The 18,018-nt window shown below is 63.4% G+C and carries 15 protein-coding genes; 6 read left to right on the forward strand and 9 right to left on the reverse strand.

All coding sequences use genetic code 11. From position 1 onward, the window contains the following. The first annotated feature begins 198 nt into the window (after window positions 1–198). Both M5B42_RS31475 and M5B42_RS31480 read left to right on the forward strand, forming a co-directional pair. The gene (locus M5B42_RS31475; protein ID WP_177103880.1) at window positions 199–978 is read left to right on the forward strand and encodes an N-acetylmuramoyl-L-alanine amidase; all 780 of its coding nucleotides are present in this window, start codon (window positions 199–201) and stop codon (window positions 976–978) included. 76 nt (window positions 979–1,054) lie between these two features. Then, window positions 1,055–2,668 (forward strand): EAL domain-containing protein, encoded by a 1,614-nt coding sequence (locus M5B42_RS31480; RefSeq protein WP_248747996.1) that lies wholly within the window; start codon window positions 1,055–1,057, stop codon window positions 2,666–2,668. Here M5B42_RS31480 and M5B42_RS31485 read toward each other — a convergent pair. Then, entirely contained in the window at window positions 2,665–4,443 is a 1,779-nt protein-coding gene (locus M5B42_RS31485; protein ID WP_248747997.1) for an ATP-binding protein, read from the reverse strand. The two genes, M5B42_RS31480 and M5B42_RS31485, sit on opposite strands and share 4 nt — an antisense overlap. Before the next feature lie 10 nt (window positions 4,444–4,453). Beyond that, window positions 4,454–5,800 carry a sigma-54-dependent response regulator transcription factor AlgB gene (gene algB / locus M5B42_RS31490; protein ID WP_103496281.1) on the reverse strand — a complete coding sequence of 449 codons (1,347 nt, stop codon included), beginning with the start codon at window positions 5,798–5,800 and terminating at the stop codon, window positions 4,454–4,456. 449 nt (window positions 5,801–6,249) lie between these two features. Here algB and M5B42_RS31495 point away from each other — a divergent pair, with 449 nt between their 5' ends. The 4 genes from M5B42_RS31495 (at window position 6,250) to M5B42_RS31510 (ending at window position 10,050) form a co-directional block, all read left to right on the forward strand. Further along, window positions 6,250–6,531 (forward strand): hypothetical protein, encoded by a 282-nt coding sequence (locus M5B42_RS31495; RefSeq protein ID WP_177103876.1) that lies wholly within the window; start codon window positions 6,250–6,252, stop codon window positions 6,529–6,531. A gap of 90 nt (window positions 6,532–6,621) precedes the next feature. Further along, a complete protein-coding gene (locus M5B42_RS31500; RefSeq protein ID WP_100940022.1) occupies window positions 6,622–6,786 on the forward strand; it encodes a DUF1328 domain-containing protein in 165 nt (54 codons plus the stop codon). Window positions 6,787–7,313: 527 nt separating this feature from the next. Continuing rightward, the gene (gene gltP / locus M5B42_RS31505) at window positions 7,314–8,645 is read left to right on the forward strand and encodes a glutamate/aspartate:proton symporter GltP (RefSeq protein ID WP_103496283.1); all 1,332 of its coding nucleotides are present in this window, start codon (window positions 7,314–7,316) and stop codon (window positions 8,643–8,645) included. A 175-nt stretch (window positions 8,646–8,820) separates the two neighbouring features. Continuing rightward, on the forward strand, window positions 8,821–10,050 hold the full coding sequence (locus M5B42_RS31510) for a spore maturation protein (protein ID WP_248747998.1): 1,230 nt from the start codon (window positions 8,821–8,823) through the stop codon (window positions 10,048–10,050). Here M5B42_RS31510 and M5B42_RS31515 read toward each other — a convergent pair whose 3' ends face one another. The 7 genes from M5B42_RS31515 to M5B42_RS31545 all read right to left on the reverse strand — a co-directional run bounded on the left by M5B42_RS31515 (window position 10,051) and on the right by M5B42_RS31545 (window position 17,915). Beyond that, window positions 10,051–10,683 (reverse strand): ABC-type transport auxiliary lipoprotein family protein, encoded by a 633-nt coding sequence (locus M5B42_RS31515; RefSeq protein ID WP_248747999.1) that lies wholly within the window; start codon window positions 10,681–10,683, stop codon window positions 10,051–10,053. After that, window positions 10,680–11,618 carry an MlaD family protein gene (locus M5B42_RS31520; protein WP_152736519.1) on the reverse strand — a complete coding sequence of 313 codons (939 nt, stop codon included), beginning with the start codon at window positions 11,616–11,618 and terminating at the stop codon, window positions 10,680–10,682. Before M5B42_RS31520 ends, M5B42_RS31515 begins: the two co-directional genes overlap by 4 nt. A 1-nt stretch (window position 11,619) precedes the next feature. Continuing rightward, complete coding sequence (locus M5B42_RS31525; protein WP_103496287.1) at window positions 11,620–12,423, reverse strand: ABC transporter ATP-binding protein; 804 nt, start codon at window positions 12,421–12,423, stop codon at window positions 11,620–11,622. Continuing rightward, window positions 12,420–13,565 (reverse strand): ABC transporter permease, encoded by a 1,146-nt coding sequence (locus M5B42_RS31530; protein ID WP_248748007.1) that lies wholly within the window; start codon window positions 13,563–13,565, stop codon window positions 12,420–12,422. Before M5B42_RS31530 ends, M5B42_RS31525 begins: the two co-directional genes overlap by 4 nt. A 66-nt stretch (window positions 13,566–13,631) precedes the next feature. Next, entirely contained in the window at window positions 13,632–14,639 is a 1,008-nt protein-coding gene (locus M5B42_RS31535; protein WP_103496289.1) for a DUF5924 family protein, read from the reverse strand. 185 nt (window positions 14,640–14,824) lie between these two features. Further along, window positions 14,825–16,201 (reverse strand): pitrilysin family protein, encoded by a 1,377-nt coding sequence (locus M5B42_RS31540; RefSeq protein ID WP_248748000.1) that lies wholly within the window; start codon window positions 16,199–16,201, stop codon window positions 14,825–14,827. A gap of 55 nt (window positions 16,202–16,256) precedes the next feature. Further along, complete coding sequence (locus M5B42_RS31545) at window positions 16,257–17,915, reverse strand: Na/Pi cotransporter family protein (RefSeq protein ID WP_248748001.1); 1,659 nt, start codon at window positions 17,913–17,915, stop codon at window positions 16,257–16,259. Between the last annotated feature and the right edge of the window lie 103 nt (window positions 17,916–18,018).

Here is an 18,018-nt window from a genome sequence, read left to right on the forward strand (position 1 = left end):
GCGTCCGCACGGCCAATACAAGGCTTGCGGGCCTCATCGCCAGCAAGCCGGCTCCCACAAGTGACCGCGTTGCCCGAAGTTGTGGGGTCAGGGTCAGGAGGGTACTCCAGGTTGCATCAGGTAACAGTGTATTGGGCGCTGCTGTGCCTGCCAGTACGTTATGCTGTCAAATTACTGTCTTCATTTGTTGCCGCTGCCATGAAACTGTTCCCTCTCCTTCTTTCGATCCTGCTGCTGGCGGGCTGCGCCAGCGCTCCGCGAATGGATACCAGCCACCCTTCGGTCAACTACGACAATCGCGTGCAGTTCGTGATCCTGCACTACACCTCGGCAAACATGGAAAACTCACTGCGGTTGCTGACCCATGGCCAGGTCAGCAGCCATTACCTGATCGGCGACGACCCCCGCGCCACGATCTTCAAGCTGGTGGATGAGAGCCAGCGCGCCTGGCACGCCGGGGAAAGCGAGTGGCTGGGACGCACCTGGCTGAACTCCAGCTCCATTGGTATTGAAATCGTCAATCCGGGTTTCCGCGATACACCCACCGGCCGCGTCTGGTACCCCTACAGCGAAGCGCAGATCCAGGCATTGATCGTGCTGCTCAAGGACATCGTCAAACGCAATCACATCGAACCACGCAATGTGATCGGCCATAGCGATATCGCGCCGTTGCGCAAACAGGACCCGGGCCCGTTGCTGCCCTGGAAGCGCCTGGCCGCGGAAGGCCTCGGCGTATGGCCTGACGAGCAGGCGGTCGCCCGGCAGCAGACCGTCTACACCGCGCAACTGCCGAGCATCACCTGGTTCCAGCAGCAGCTCATGCGCCTGGGCTATGCCACGCCGCAGACCGGCGAGCTGGATGTTGCCACGCGCCATGTCCTGGCGGCCTTCCAGATGCACTTCCGCCCGGCCCGTTTCGACGGCCTGCCGGATGCGCAAAGTGCGGCGATCCTCCAGGTGCTCAACCAGTCAAAATAACGTCAGCGCCGGACGGTCAGCGCCGATTCGCCAATCTGTTGCTATAACTCATTGGTAAGTCTTCGGATATTCGCTGATGCCGGTTCGCCAGACGTTGCGCTCCTGGTTCCATCGTCCCTGGTTGCTGGCATTGCTGGCGGCTCTGTTCAGTGTCGCCCTGTTATTGGCCGGCAGCCTGGGGGTGGCGATGCACCAGGCCAGGCAGCACGAAAGTGAACAGATGAATGCCCAGGGGCAACGTTTCCTGGAGCGGCTGGAACAGCTTTTCGGGCAACTGCGCGAGGGGCTCGATCGATTGGAGGCCCAGCCCCTGCGGGACTGCAGCCCGGCCATGATCGGCACCCTGCAGCAACTGAGCTTCAACTACCGCTTTATCTACGAAGCCTTCTATGTCGACGCCACCCGGTCCTGTTCCAACTGGCCGAACCAGGATGCCCAGGTGACCTTGGGGATGCCGGATATCCGCGGACCGACCTACAGCTATTGGCTCAATACCTCGGCCCAGCCCAATGACAACCTGGCCGCCCTGATGTTGGGGCGCGGTCACTTCCGGGTATCCACTTCCCGTGGCCATTTGAGCGATGTGGTGGAACTGCCGCCGGGGGCCAGCCTGCTGGTGGTGGTCGACCGTGGCCGGCGGGCGATTCCGGTGCTCGGGCCGGAGCAGGACTGGCCACCCCCCGGCTGGCCGGCGAAGGGCCAGGACCCGTTGCTGATCACGCCAAATGAATTGATCTACCGCATGCCCACCCGCACCCCGGAATACCAGCTGGTGATGGTCGCGCCGCGCGCGGCCATGCCGCTGGTCATCGACCCGCTGTGGTGGTGGCTGCTCTCGGTGAGCCTGGTGATTGCCTTCTGCATCGGCGGCCTGACCTTGCAGTTGGCCCGCCAGCGCCAATCGCTCAACGGCGAACTGCAAGGCGCGCTGCGGCGCGGCGAGTTCCAGGTCTTGTATCAACCGATCTTCGACCTCGGCAGCCGTCGGTGCGTGGGCGCCGAAGCCCTGATCCGCTGGCGCCGGCCGGACGGCACGCTGACCAGTCCCGACCTGTTCATTCCCCTGGCGGAAAATACCGGGCAGATCCGCCAGATCACCGATTTTGTCCTGCAACGGCTGCTGGACCAGCTGGGTCACCTGCTGCGGGCCAATCCGCAGCTGTACATCTCGGTGAACCTGGCGGCCTGCGATGTCATGGTGCCGCGCATCGGCGAGGTGATTGCCGACCTGTTGCGCAGGCACCGGGTCAGTGCCCGGCAGATTGCCTTCGAAGTCACCGAGCGCGGGCTGATCGACGTGGTGGTGGCACGGGACAATTTGCAGGCCCTGCGGGATGCCGGCCATCAGGTGTTGATCGACGACTTCGGCACCGGCTATTGCAGCCTGGCCTATCTGCAAACGCTGCCGGTGGATTGCCTGAAGATCGACAAGGCCTTTATCGACGCCCTGGGCCATGACGCCGCCAGCAGCGGCGTGGCGCCGCATATCATCCGCATGGCCCATGCGCTGCACTTGCGGGTGATCGCCGAGGGCATCGAGTACGAGCGTCAGGCCCTGCTGCTCAGCAGCGAAGGGGTCAATTATGGTCAGGGTTGGTTGTTTGCCCAGGCGCTGACGGCGGTGCAGTTCGTCGAATTGATCACTCGCGGCCGACGCCTGGCTTCGCGTCGCCTGGACGACGAGGCCTAGAGCGGCAGCGCCATATAGAACTGCGTGCCCTGCCCCGGCCGTGAATACACGCCCATCCGCCCGCTGTGCAGTTGCACGATCTCCTTGCACAGGGCCAGGCCCAGGCCGGCGCCGCCTTTCTTGCGGCCGACCTGGACGAAAGGTTCGAAGATGCGTCCCTGTTGCCCGTAGGCAATACCCTCGCCGTTGTCCTCGACGCTGATGATGACCCGCTCGCCATGGCGCCGGGCCTGCAAGCGAATCTGCCCGCCCCGGGCGGTATGGCGCAGGGCGTTGTCCAGCAGATTGTCGAGGACGCGCTCCAGTTGCGGTTGATCGGCCGGCAGGCGCGGCAAGGGCGGCTGCAGCTCGACCTGCAGGTCGATGCCCTGGGTCAGGGCCTGTTCGGCAAAGCGCAGGCGACAGGCCTCGAGCAGTGTCTCGATATCGCAGGGCAGCAGGGTCAGCTTCTGCAGGCCGTTCTGGTAACGGGAGAAATTCAGCAGGTCGTTGATCAATTGCATCAGCCGCTGCATTTCTTCGTTGACCGTGTTCAGCAGGTCCGCTTCCCGCGATTCGCTGTCGAAATGCACGCGCTCCTGCAACAGGCCGAAGGCCATGTGCATGCCGGTGACCGGCGTGCGCAGTTCGTGGGAGGCGCGCAGGACGAACTCGCTGCGCACCCGCTCGAAGGCCCGCTGTTCGGTGACGTCGTGGAGCACCATCACCGCGCCGAGAATATGGCCTTGGGTATGACTGACCGGGGTCAGGCTGTAGGTCAGCAGGCGGGACTCCCCTTCGACCTCGACCTCGAGGTCTTCCGGTGCCCGTTCCAGGCTGGCACCGCGCAGGATCAATTGCAGTTGTTCGTCCAGTTCGGGCCGCTGCAGCGCCTCGCCAAGGCCTTGGCCGAGGCGATCGCCGTCCCAGCCCAACTGGCGCTGCGCCACCGGGTTGAGGTGCTCCAGGCGGCCTTCGCGGTCAATCATCAGCAGCCCGTCGTCGATGCTGTCGAGCACGGCTTGCAAGCGTTGCTGGCCGGCGAGCAATTCGTCGATATTGGTTGCCTGATGCTGGCGCAGGGCCTCGGCCATAAGGCCGAAACGTCGGGTCAGCAGGTTCATCTCGACCGCGGGGGAAATCGGCAGGGTGACGTCGAAGTTGCCCTGGCCGATATGGTCCGCCGCCTCGGCCAGGGCCTCGATCGGTGCACCGAAACGGCGGGCGATGCCGTGGGCGGTGATGAAGCCGATGATCAGCACCGCCAGGCCGACAAACCCCAGCAGCCCGGCCACCAGCAGTGCCCGCTCGCGGGCGTCGTTTTCCGTGGCGCTGATGTTGTCCAGCGCCTGCTTGTGCTCGGCGATCAGGCCGTTGCGCAGGATATTGAAAGTGTTGGTGAGCTCCTCGATGCTGCCACTGCCGTCCCGTGAACGGGCGAAGGCCTGGTAGAACCGTTCGTAGTCGATACGGGCCTGGGCGAAGCCGCTGCGCACGTCGTTGCTCTGCTCATGCTCGATGCCTTCGTGGAGCAGTTGCAGATAGTGTTCGCGCGAGGCCTCGAGCGCGGCCTGGTCCGGCTTGTCACCGAGCATCAGAAGCAACTGGTCGCCCAGGCTCTGGCGCAGCTTGAGGCCCAGGTCGAGGGTGATGAAGTTGTCGCTGACCAGCGACTCCTGGGTCTTGGCCATCTGCATCACGCTGACCAGACCGAGCATCAGGCCCAGCAAGGCGACGGTGATCAGTGCCGAAATACTCAGGAAGAGCCGGGTGCGCAGCTTCATCGTGAGCTTCATGGTGGGCTACTCACAGGTTGTACTGTTTGCGTTTGCGGTACAGCGTCGAGGCGTCGATGCCCAGTGTCTTGGCGGCCTGGTCAAGGGTATCGCTGTTGGCCAGTACCGCGCCGATATGGGCTTTCTCCAGTTCGTCCAGGCTCAGCGCGGCGCCGATGCGCGGTGCGCTGTTGGCCGGTTGCTCGGCCATGCCCAGGTGGCTGATCTCCACGCGCTCCTGGGGACAGATGATGCTGGCGCGTTCGACCACGTTGCGCAGCTCACGGATATTGCCCGGCCAGCGGTAATTGAGCAGGGCTTCGCGGGCCTCATCGCCGAAGCCGCGGGCTGGTCGCGCGTATTCCTTGACGAAGCGGGCGAGGAAACGATCGGCGAGCATCAGGATGTCTTCGCTGCGCTCGCGCAGGGGCGGCAGGTGCAGGGTGATGACGTTCAGGCGATAGAGCAGGTCCTCGCGAAAACGCCCGTCGCGGACCATGTCTTCGAGGTTGAGGTTGGTCGCGGCGAGAATCCGCACATCGGCCCGTCGTGTCACCGGATCGCCGACCCGTTCGTATTCCTTGTCCTGGATAAAGCGCAGCAGCTTGGGCTGCAGGGTCAGGGGGAAATCGCCGATCTCATCGAGAAACAGCGTCCCGCCGTCGGCCTGGTTGACCCTGCCCAGGGTGCTTTCGCTGGCGCCGGTGAAGGCCCCGCGGCTGTGGCCGAACAGCTCGCTTTCCATCAGCTCGGCGGTCAGCGACGGGCAGTTGATGGTCACGCAGGATTTCTTCGCGCGTTTGCTCCAGCCATGGATGGCCCGGGCCAGTTCGCCCTTGCCGGTCCCGGACTCGCCGAGGATCAGGATGTTCGCGTCGGTGCCGGCCACCTGCCGCGCGGTTTCCAGCACCGCCATCATCGATGGGCTGTGGGAGTCGAGGCCGTCCTTGGGCTTGCGCACTTCGCCTTCCAGGGCCTCGAGGCGCGCCGACAGTTGCCGCACTTCCAGCTGTTTGGCCGTGGCCAGGCGCAGTTGGTCCGGGCTGCACGGCTTGACCAGGTAATCGGCGGCACCGGCCTGGATGGCGTCGACCGCGGTGTCCACGGCAGAGTGGGCGGTGACGATCACCACGCGCATCCAGGGCGCCTGGATGCGCATCTGGGCCAGGACATCGAGGCCGTTGTCTTCGCCCAGGCGCAGGTCGAGGAAGCACAGGTCGAAGACCTGGCGCTGCAGCAAGGCCTCGGCCTGGGCCGCGCTGTTCGCCGTGGCGACGCTGTAGCCCTCGTCTTCCAGGCAATAGCGAAAGGTGCGAAGGATGGCGGACTCGTCATCCACCAGCAGAATACGGCCTTGATGTTCCGTGGCGGACTCCATCTCCCATGCTCCTTTAATAAAAGTTTTCAGTCTCTACCGGAAATATCCGGCACGTTAGAGAGCTGTTTCTGATTGACCTTATGACAAGCAGGGTAACGGTCTGCGCCCCTGATTGCTAACCCGCTGATTTGGGGAATTTTTTAGGCTCTTTGCTTCCGACAGTTGGGCTCTCAGCTAATTCCTACTGATTTTCTTACTATTTATTCTTTTGGTAGGGCTATTTCCTACGGATTCATCGTGCAATACGCACGACCGTATGGCGGGCATCGTGCAGGATGCTGGTCGATCAATCTTGTGTATTTTATAACTTATTGATTTTATTGATGTTTTTCCAATAAAAAAGCTGGCATGCAGACTGCAATGTTCCTCTCAAGAACATTCGCGGTGGTCGGTCTGGTTCATCTCTCCCGACCCCGCCACACCCATCATTGAGTCGGAGGAGTTTCAGGATGAATCGCCCACGTGCCGCCCATCTCCATCTCTCGCCACTGCACCTGCAGCAAGGATTGTTTGCCGTGTTGGCGTTGCTGGTCACGCTGATTGCCGGCCAGCAGTTCCAACGCTGGAACCAGGCCAGTGTCCAGGTCCAGCGCCTGCCCGGGCATGCCCTGCAACAAACCCATTTCAGCGCGGCCGCTACCAGTATCAGCGACCCCGCCGCCTACCGCCTGACGTCGGTCGATCAAGCCCAGGTGCCTGACGAGCCGTTGCAGCAGCGCTGGGTGTTCTAGGCAAGAACCGGGCTGTCGGATGATAGCCCGGGGCAGTACCCGGGGCAGTAAAGGCTGCATCCAAACACTTGTAAGTCGAGGAGAATCACCATGTTGAGCTGGGCAGTCACATTCCTGATCATTGCCATTGTCGCCGCGGTATTGGGCTTTGGTGGCATCGCCGGTACAGCCACGGGTATCGCCAAGATCCTCTTTGTCGTATTCCTGGTGATGTTCGTGGTTTCCTTCCTGTTCGGACGCCGTGGTCGAGGCTGACCATGAGCTACAGCCGCCCTGCTGACGGGCGGCCGCTCCTGTCGTTGCATGACCGCGTTTGCCGCTTTAACCCTATGTCTTTCTGACATTAAGTGGCCTTTTCAGCGGGTGCATTTTTCCGATGTGACCGTACGTCTAGAAACACCCCTCTGATTACCCCTCGTTTACGATTGAATTTGTAGGAGTTTTCTACTTATTTGGCCTCGCTTCATTCCCGTGCCGTGGAGGAAAAAATGCTTTGAAATGGCCGGTCTACGGCACTTTTTTCGGCTGAAATGTCCTGTTGATGGGGGACAAAACGGTCGTATTGTTGAATAAAGGTCATGCCGATTCGGCATGGGGTAGGCGTTTACGGCATTAGACGTCCCCCCCTTGCATGGGAATAGTTGCGCCTTTTTTCGCCTGCCAAAAAGCCATCAGGCCGGTGGGCGATGACCTTCCATGGGGGACGGTTGCCATCACCTGACCTGCATCAGTGCAACGGTGAGGGGCTTCTGTCCGACTCCACTTGAAGCAAGGGTAACGACATGAAGAAGGCAAAGCTCAGCCTCGCCTGGCAGATCCTTATCGGTCTGGTACTGGGGATTGCAGTTGGTGCGCTGCTCAACCATTTCAGCGCCGAGAAGGCCTGGTGGATCGGCAACGTCCTGCAACCGGCAGGCGATATCTTTATCCGCCTGATCAAGATGATCGTTATCCCGATTGTCATTTCCTCGCTGGTGGTCGGCATTGCCGGTGTCGGCGACGCCAAGAAGCTGGGGCGCATCGGCCTCAAGACCATCGTCTACTTCGAGATCGTCACCACCATCGCCATTGTGGTCGGCCTGCTGCTGGCCAACGTGTTCCACCCGGGCTCGGGCATCGACATGAGCACCCTGGGCACCGTGGACATCTCCAAGTACAAGGCCACTGCCGCCGAAGTGCAGCATGAGCATGCGTTTATCGAAACCATCCTCAACCTGATTCCTTCGAACATCTTTGCCGCCATGGCCCGCGGCGAAATGCTGCCGATCATCTTCTTCTCGGTGCTCTTCGGCCTCGGCCTGTCGAGCCTGCAGGCGGAGTTGCGCGACCCGCTGGTGAAGATGTTCCAGGGCGTCTCGGAAAGCATGTTCAAGGTCACCCACATGATCATGAACTACGCGCCGATCGGTGTGTTCGCCCTGATCGCGGTGACCGTCGCCAGCTTCGGCTTCGCGTCCCTGCTGCCGCTGGCCAAGCTGGTACTGCTGGTCTACGCCGCCATCCTGTTCTTCGCCTTTGCCGTGCTCGGCCTGGTGGCCCGTTTGTTCGGCTTCTCGGTGATCAAGCTGATGCGCATCTTCAAGGACGAACTGGTACTGGCCTACTCCACCGCCAGTTCCGAAACCGTGTTGCCACGGGTGATTCAGAAGATGGAAGCCTACGGCGCGCCGAAAGCCATTTGCAGTTTTGTGGTGCCGACCGGTTACTCCTTCAACCTCGACGGCTCGACCCTGTACCAGAGCATCGCGGCGATCTTCATTGCCCAGCTTTATGGCATCGACCTGTCCATCAGCCAGCAATTGCTGCTGGTGCTGACCCTGATGGTCACCTCCAAGGGCATTGCCGGGGTACCGGGCGTGTCCTTCGTGGTGTTGCTGGCGACCCTGGGCAGCGTCGGTATTCCGCTGGAAGGCCTGGCCTTTATCGCCGGTGTCGACCGAGTCATGGACATGGCGCGGACCGCGCTGAACGTGATCGGCAATGCCCTGGCGGTGCTGGTGATTTCCCGTTGGGAAGGCATGTACGACGATGCCAAGGGCGAGCGCTACTGGAACTCCCTGCCGCACTGGCGCAGCAAGGCGCCGCTGCCGGCGGGCGAGGCTTCCAAGGGCTGATCGAATGGCGCTTGCCGGCGAAGCGTCTAGTGCTCTCGCTGGCCCCTTCGCGAGCAAGCTCTGCTCCTACAGGTCCGCGTACTGCCAAAGCTGATCGATAGACCCCGGACTTTCCGGGGTTTGTTGTTTCTGGCCCGACCGCTATCATTCGCCGCATCTTCAAGGAGTTTTCCCGATGCTCAATGGCCTGTGGCTTGGCTTTTTCGTAGTGGCGACCGTCTCGGCGCTGGCGCAATGGCTGGTGGGTGGCAACCCCGCGATCTTCGCCGCGATGGTGGAAAGCATCTTCGCCATGGCCAAGCTCTCGGTGGATGTCATGGTCCTGCTGTTCGGCACCCTGACCCTCTGGCTCGGCTTTCTGCGCATCGCCGAAAAGGCCGGGATCGTCGACTGGCTGGCCAAGGCCCTGGGGCCGCTGTTCAGCCGCCTGATGCCGGACGTACCGCGCGGCCATCCAGCCATCGGCCTGATCACCCTCAACTTTGCGGCCAACGCCCTGGGCCTGGACAACGCCGCCACGCCCATCGGCCTCAAGGCCATGCGTTCCCTGCAGGAGCTCAACCCGAGCCAGACCGTGGCGAGCAACGCGCAGATCCTGTTCCTGGTGCTCAATGCCTCGTCCCTGACCCTGCTGCCGGTGACCATCTTCATGTACCGCGCCCAGCAAGGCGCGGCGGACCCGACCCTGGTGTTCCTGCCGATCCTGCTGGCCACCTGCGCCTCAAGCCTGGTCGGCCTGCTCTCGGTGGCGGTGATGCAGCGCCTGCGGTTGTGGGACCCGGTGGTGCTGGCCTACCTGATTCCCGGCGCTTTACTGCTCGGCGGCTTCATGGCAGTGCTGGCCGGGCTGTCGGCCACGGCGTTGGCCGGCCTGTCGTCGATCCTCGGCAACCTGACGCTGTTCGGCCTGATCATGCTGTTCCTGGTCATTGGCGCGTTACGCAAGGTGAAGGTCTACGAGGCTTTTGTCGAAGGGGCAAAAGAGGGCTTTGATGTCGCCAGGAATCTGTTGCCGTACCTGGTGGCGATGCTCTGCGCGATTGGCGTGCTGCGGGCTTCCGGGGCGTTGGACTTCGGCCTCGACGGCATTCGTCACCTGGTGCAGTGGGCCGGTTGGGATACGCGTTTTGTCGATGCGTTGCCGACAGCGATGGTCAAGCCGTTCTCCGGCAGTGCGGCGCGGGCGATGTTGATCGAGACCATGAAGACCCAGGGCGTGGACAGCTTCCCGGCGCTGGTGGCGGCGACGATCCAGGGCAGCACCGAAACCACCTTCTATGTGCTGGCGGTGTATTTCGGCGCGGTGAATATCCAGCGGGCGCGACACGCGGTGGGCTGCGCCTTGCTGGCGGAACTGGCCGGGGTGCTGGCGGCGATCGGGGTGTGCTATTGGTTCTTCGGCTGATCAGCGTTTGGCTGAATCCTCGCCTTGCTGCACCGCCCAACCGATCAGCTGCGCCATCAGCTTGTCACCGGCCTGGCCGAAGCCGGCCACCACACCGGGCACCTGCTTGTCATTGATCGGCTGGCGCACTTCAAAGCGCCGGCTGGCGAGGATCCGCTGGTCAATCCCACGGACCAGCCGCGCATCGAAGCGGATCAGCACCTCGGCTCCCTGACCCCGATACTCGGTCTGGAAGGCCTGCAACTCGCCGCCCAGCTCGAAATCCGCCTGCAGGTTGCTGTCGTCGGTGCTCAGCAGACGCACCCGGCCGTCGCGCTGGAAGGCGTCGAGAATCCGGTTGCGCAGCAGCACCGGTGCCGGATCGCTCCAACGTGAGGCCTTGTAGTGGCTGATCAGGTCACCCTGGGGCACCACGGCGATATTCGGGCTGTTCAAGGCGTCACTGGCAATCGGCTTGGCAATGCGCAACGACCAGTTGACCGGCTGACTGTTGGGCGCCGGAACACTGTTCTGTGCCGTCGGCAGGCGATAGACATCCGCCGGGTCCGCCTGGGGCAGGATCGAACAGGCGCCGCTCAAGGCCAGGCCGACAACCAGGGTAAGCTGGCTCAATACACGAGGGACATGCCTCATGGGGTGAATTCCTTGTTCTTGTCACGGCCCAGCAAGTAGCCGCTGGGGTTGGCATCCAGGCGCTTGGAGATCGCGCGCAGGGAACTGAGGGTGTCACGCAGTTCACGGATCGCCGGGGCCAGTTCATTCAAGCCCTGTAATCCACTGTTGACCGAGTCCTGGTTTTTGCTCAGCAGCGTGTTGATGGTCGCGGTGCTCTGCTCCAGGGATTGCATGGCCCGTTCGGCGCTGCCAAGGGCCTGCTTGCCCTGGTTGTCGAGCAGGCCGTTGGCGTTGCGCATCAGCGCGGTGGTCTGTTCCAGGGTCGCGCTGACCTGCTTGCTGACCAGGGTCATCTGTTTCAGGGTCTGGCGGATATCGTCGCGCTGGCCGGCAATCGCCCCGGTGGCTTGCTGGAGGTTGTCCAGGGTCTGGCTGACCTGGGCGACGTTTTTCTGCGAGAACATTTCGTTGGCATTGTGCAGCAGCAGGTTGATCCCGCTCATCAGGTCGTTGCTGTCGTTGAGCAGGCGTGAGATCGGCGACGGCGAGGCGATGATCTGCGGCAGGTTGCCATCCTTGCCCTTGAGCTCGGGACTCTGCGGCGTGCCGTCGCTGAGCTGGATCAGCGAGGTGCCGGTGATGCCGGTCAGGGCCAGCTTGGCGCGGGTATCCTCCTTGATCGGCGTGTCGCCGGCCAGGCGGATGCGTGCCAGCACCCGGCGCGGGTCTTTCGGGTCGAGGCTCAGTTGCAGCACGTCGCCGACCTTGATCCCGCTGTATTGCACCGGGCTGCCCTTGGACAGGCCGCTGACCGCCTCGTTGAACACCACTTCATAGTCCTTGAACGCAGTGTCGACACTGGACTTGGCCAGCCACAGGCCGAACAGCAACGCGGCCACGACCACCAGCACACTGAACAGGCCGATCATCACATGATGGGCACGGGTTTCCATCTCATCCCTCCTTGTGCGGGGTTACCGCGTCAAATGCGGCGCGGCCACGCGGGCCATGGAAGTATTCGTGAATCCACGGGTCGTCGGTTTCGGCGACCCGGTCGATGGCATCGGCCACCAGTACGTGTTTCTGCGCCAGCACCGCGACCCGGTCGGTGATGGTGTAGAGCGTGTCGAGGTCGTGGGTGACCAGGAACACACTCAGGCCCAGGGCATCGCGCAGGGTCAGGATCAGTTGGTCGAAGGCCGCCGCGCCGATGGGGTCGAGGCCGGCGGTGGGTTCGTCGAGAAACAGGATGTCCGGGTCCAGCGCCAGGGCGCGGGCCAAGGCGGCGCGCTTGATCATGCCGCCGGACAGCGAGGCCGGGTATTTGTTGGCGGCCGACAGCGGCAGGCCGGCCAAGGCCAGCTTGACCGCCGCCAGGTGTTCGGCATCGCGCCGACTGAGGCCGGCGTGTTCGATCAGCGGCAGGGCGACGTTCTCGGTGACCGTCAGCGAGGAAAACAACGCACCTTTCTGGAACAGCACACCGAAGCGCCGTTCGACCTGGGAACGCGCCTGTTCCGAGAGGCTGCGCAGGTCCTGGCCGAACACCCGTACGCTGCCCTCGCTGGGTTTGCGCAGGCCGACGATACTGCGCAGCAGCACCGACTTGCCACTGCCGGAGCCGCCGACCACGGCGAGGATTTCGCCGCGGTAGAGGTCCAGGTCAAGGTTTTCGTGGACGCTCTGGCTGCCGAAGCGATTGCACAGCCCGCGCACTTCGATCACCGCCTCGCTCGGCGCCCGTGGCGGTCGACTCACCAGCCCATCTCCATGAAGAACAACGCGGCAACGGCATCCAGCACGATCACAATAAAGATCGACTGGACCACGCTGGAGGTGGTGTGGGCGCCGACCGACTCGGCACTGCCGCTGACCTTGAAACCTTCCAGGCAACCGACGGCGGCGATCAGGAAGGCGAAGATCGGCGCCTTGACCATGCCGACGAGGAAATGCTGGACGCCGATATCGGCCTGCAACAGGGACAGGAACATCGCCGGCGAGATCCCCAGGGACAAGGCGCAGACCACGCCGCCGCCGACAATCCCGCAGAGCATCGCCAGGAAGGTCAGCATCGGCAGGGCGATCAGCAGGGCCAGGACCCGGGGCAGCACCAGCAATTCCATGGGATCGAGGCCGAGGGTGCGAATGGCGTCGATCTCCTCGTTGGCCTTCATCGAGCCGATCTGCGCGGTAAAGGCGCTGGCGGTACGCCCGGCCATCAGGATGGCGGTGAGCAGTACGCCGAACTCACGGAGGAAGGAGAAGGCCACCAGGTCGACGGTGAAGATACTGGCGCCGAAGCTTTTCAACACCGTGGCGCCGAGAAAGGCCACCACGGCGCCCACCAGGAAGGTCAGCAGGGCGACGATCGGGGCGGCGTCTAGGCCGGTCTGTTCGATATGGGCGACGGTCGCGGTCATGCGCCAGCGCCGCGGGTTGAAAATCCCCCGTGCCAGGGTCTCCAGGATCAGGCCGACAAACCCGAGCAGTTGCAGGGTGTCTTGCCAGACGGTATCGACGGCTCTGCCAATGCGTTCGAGCAACTGGATGCCGGCCGCTTCTTCCGGTTCGCGCACCGGTTCGCAGAAATCCGCCAGGGAGCAATACACGGTGTGCAGCAGGGCCCGGTCGGCGGCACTGATGCGGCAGTCCGGGTGTTCGGCCGAACGTCCGAGGCGATCGGCCCCCAGCAGCTCCACCAGCAAGGACGCGCCGGCGGTGTCGAGGGCGCCGAGGTCATTGAGGTCGATATCGGTGCTGGCGTCGTATTGGCCAACCAATTGGGCGGCCCGCTGCTTCAGGTTGGCGTAATGGGCCAGCGTCCAGTCACCACTGATCCTCAGGCGCGCGGGACTGCTCGAGGTATCCAGGTGGGCGGTGCCGGCCGTTGCGCTAATGATTGAAAGCTCCGTGCTTAACAGACATTGATACTGGCCTCTGTAATAGCACGATCTTGCCCCTGATCTCTAGTCGCTCACCTTGAAGCGCAGCACGCCGAGCATCTGGCCGCCCTCGGTCAGTACCCGCACCTGCCAGTCGCCGGTGGGGTCGGCCGGGAAGTTCTGCTTGTGCGACCAGGCGCGATAACCTTCCTTGCGCCCGCCATGGATATCCAGGGCGATGCGGTCGACCTCGCGGCCGTTGAACTGCCAGACGTGGTAGATCCGCTCGTCCAGCCCGCGCGGCGCACTGATCGAGGTGTAGGCATACAGCCCGTCCTTGCGCACCTGCTGGGTGCTGACTTGCTCCAGGCCCTCGCCCGGGGTGCGGTCCTGCAGCTCGGTGGTCACCGCGACTTCGGTCATCCACAAGGTCGCCGGCGGCACCCACGAGCGCAGGAACCAGCCCGCGCCGCCAATCGCCAGGGTCACGCCGATCAGCATCAACCAGCCGCGCAAGCTGCGCAGCGGCAGGCTCACCGCCAGGCTCGGGATCGACAACAGCATGGCGATGCCCAGGGCCAGCTGGTAGCTCTGGGGCGTGGTCAGGTGCAGGATGATCGGCAGCGCGGTGAGCAGCGCGGCGAACAGCGTCAGGGTATGCAATCCCAGCAGCAGCCAGCGTTTCGGCGAGAGCCAGTTGTAGTACAGCGGATCGATGATCGAGACCAGCGCCGCCGCGCCGAGCAGCCCGGTGAACAGCAACTGGCTGCTGTTCCAGGTGGTGGTAATGAAAAAGAACGGCAGGACAAAGGACAGGCTTTGCTGGTGGATCATCTGCGTGGCATAGCGCAGCAGCGGCTCGGGGATATCGTGTTTGAACAGGCGACTGAAGAACTGCGTCAGGACGTTCTCCAGCATCAACCAGAGCCAGCTCACCAGCAGAATGACCGCAATCCAGCTGGCGGAGTTCTGCTGGCGATCAACCAGGATGAAACTGGCGATACCGGAGCAGAAACCGAAAGCCGCAATCACCCCTGGATAACGCTTCATCAGTGCGAGGAGGCGTTGGATATGCAGGGTCCAGTTCGGCATTCGGCAGTTCACAGTCAGGCAGTTGAAAGATCGCGACACAATACCGTTTCAGGCGCGATTAGTCGTGTTTGTGCTGGCCCCATCGCGAGCAAGCTTGCCCCTACAGGACTCGCGTCGTACGCAAAGCCCGGGCACGACACAAATCCTGTAGGAGCAAGCTTGCTCGCGATGAACGATAACGCGGTCTAGCGTCGATAAGCCCGCCAACCCAGCAGCCCGATCAGCAGCAAGCCCGCGAGGGCGGCGCCCAGGCCGATCAGCTGTTCATCGCTGAGCAGCGGTTTTTCGATCCGCAGGTAGCCCGGCTGCTTGAACAACTGGCGCAGCGCCTGGTTGGCATCCGCCAGCGTCACCGCCCGCAGGGCCTGGGCCGGGTCGGCAAAATGGCCGTCCTCGTAGTCGCCCAGCGCCCCCCAGTAATAGTCGGCCAGGGCACTGTTGCCCTGCACCGCCCAGGCCTGGCGGGCAATGGCGGCTTGTTGCAGGCGGGCGAAGGTGTCCGGGTCGAGGCCGTCCTTGAGCAGACGGGCCCTGAGCGCTTCGAGCACCTGTCGGGCGTCGTCCAGATTATCGCGTTCGACATCGGCGTTGACGCTGAAGAAGCCGACGCCGCCCAGCACTTCGCGTTCGCTCCACGGCCCATAGGACAGGCCGTGGTCCAGGCGCAAATGCCGATACAGCGCCCAGTCCAGATAGTCCTTGAGCAGATCGAAGGTTTCGTCGGGCAGCCCTTCCAGCGCCGGCTCCGGAAACAGCCAGTGGATTTTCGCCCCGTTGCCGACCCAGCCGCGTGGCAGGTCGCGTTGCGCGGCGGCGGCCTGGTCATGGATTTCCGGCAGCGGCTGGTGGTCATTGGGCTCGATCGGCGCCAGGGCGCCGAAGGCCCGGTCCAGGTAGGCCGGGAGCAGGCGATCAAGCTCGCCGACCATGATCAAGGTCATATTGTTCGGCGCGTACCAGTTCTTGCGCACGGCCTCCAACTGCTCCCGGGTCAGGTGCTGGACATCGGCGCGCTCGGCGCATTTGAGTCCCAGCTCCACCGCCAGCTGGTTGCTGGCGTTGTGACCGAAGTCCTGGCGGTCCAGCCAGCGCTGCAAGTGCGAGTAATGGCCGCCCTCCTCGCGCTCCACCACCTGTTTGGCGGCGGCAATGGCGTTGTCGCTGAGCTCGGTACGGGTGAGGATCTCCAGCAGCAGGTCGAGAATCTTGCGCTGGTTGGCGGCCGGGGCCTCGATCACGAAGGTGGTGTCGGCGTTGCTGGTGTAGGCGTTCCATTCGCCACCCAGGGCCTGCATGCGTTCTTCCAGGCCGCCTTCACCGCTGGCGTCGACGCCACTGAACAACAGGTGTTCGAGCAGGTGTGGCAGTTCCTTGTCGGCACAGGAGAAATCGTCGAACCCGACCCCCACCACCAGGCGGATCGCCACGTGGCCGCGTTCGTTGCCGGGTTTGAGCAGCAGTTGCAGGCCGTTGGGCAATTGATAACCCTCGACCTGGAAGCGATCGAGGGCGGCGGCGTGCAGGGTATTGAGCAGCAGGCAGGCGAACAGCAGGCAACGCATAACCATTTTCCGAAGGCGGGGTCCTACGCAAAGACAACGGTGCAACCATGGACGTTCAAGACGATTGGCTGATGTCGTCGAGTTCTTCCGAGGCCAGGGCGCCGGTCTCGGCGGTTTCCAGCACCGCATAGGCGCTGCCGCAGAATAACGAATTCAGGCGTTTCATGTCGGCAATCAGCTCCAGATGCAGCGAACTGGTTTCCAGGCTCTGCACCACGCCGCGCTGCAGGCGACTGACGTGGGCGTGGGCCAGGCGCCGTTCCTGGGCGCGGAAACGACGCTTTTCCCGCAGCAGTTGCCGGGCGGTCTGGGGATCGGCCCCGAGGAACACCGTGAGGCCCAGGCGCAGGTTGTCGATCAATTGCCGGTGCAGCCCGGCGAGCTCCTCCAGGCCGTCCTCGGAAAACGAGCGGCGCTGCGAGGTCTTCTGCCGCTGCACCTTGCGCAGCATCTGCTCGATCAGGTCGGCGGCCAGCTTCAGGTTGACCGCCAGTTCAATGATTTCCGCCCAGCGCCGGCTGTCCTGTTCGCCGAGGTCTTCCCGGGGCATCTGCGCCAGGTAGAGTTTGACCGCGCTGCAAAGCACCTCGACATCGTCGCACAGGCGACGTATCTCGATGGCCACGGCGGTCTGCTTGCCGTTGAGCACATTGAGCATGGCGTCGAGCATGCTGTCGATCAGGTCGCCGATGCGCAGGGTTTCCCGTACGGCGTTGGACAGCGCCAGGCTCGGTGTGTCGAGGGCGGCGGGGTCGAGATGGCGGGGCTTGGCCTTGCCGTTGACCTCGGGCCGTTCCGGCAGCAGCCAGGCACAGACCCGGGCCATCGGGCCGACACTGGGCAGCAGCAAGACGCAGCGCGCGGTGTTGTAGAGCAGGTGGAAGCCGATCACGATTTCCTGGGGGCTGTACTCGAGGCCGTCGAGCCAGTGTGCCAGCGGGGTCAGCGCCGGGATGATCAGCAGCAGGCCGATCAGCTTGTACAGCAGGCTGCCGAGGGCCACCTGGCGGCCGGCGGCGTTCTGCATGCTGGTGCCGAGGAAGGCCAGCACGCCGCTGCCGATGTTCGCGCCGATCACCAGGCCGATGGCCACCGGCAGGCTGATCACGTCGGCGCCGGCCAGGGTCGCGGTCAGCAGCACGGCGGCGAGACTGGAATAAGAGACCATGGCAAACAGCGCGCCGACCAGGGCATCGAGAAGGATATCGCCGGTCAGGGAGGCGAACATCACCTTCACCCCCTGGGCGTGGGTGATGGGCGCGGCGGCTTCGACGATCAGTTGCAGGGCGAGGATGATCAGTCCCAGGCCGATGCCCACGCGGCCGAGCTGGCCGGCGCGGGTCTGCTTGCGCGAGAGGAAAAAGATCACCCCGATGAAGATCAATAGCGGCGACAGCCAGGACAGGTCGAAGGTCAGCACCCGGGCCATCAGCGCGGTACCGACGTCGGCGCCGAGCATCACCGCCAGGGCCGGGGTCAGGGTCATCAGGCCCTGGCCGACGAAGGAGGTGACCAGCATGGCGGTGGCATTGCTGCTCTGGACCATGGCGGTGACCAGGATCCCGGCGACAAAGGCCAGGGGGCGCCTGGACATGTTGCGGCCGATGACATGGCGCAGGTGTGAACCGTAGACCCGCAGGATGCCGGTACGGACGATGTGCGTGCCCCAGATCAGCAGGGTCACGGCGGAAAGCAGATTGAGCAGGGTCAGCATGGACGGCCCCCTGGCATGACGGGTGCCCCATGGGGGCAAGTTCGGATTGTGACGGTTCGCCTTTTTTCTACGACTTGTCCTTAAGCTGTAGTTGGCTATTTGG

It is taken from the genome of Pseudomonas sp. MWU12-2037, assembly GCF_023242345.1.
GTDB lineage: Bacteria > Pseudomonadota > Gammaproteobacteria > Pseudomonadales > Pseudomonadaceae > Aquipseudomonas > Aquipseudomonas gingeri_D.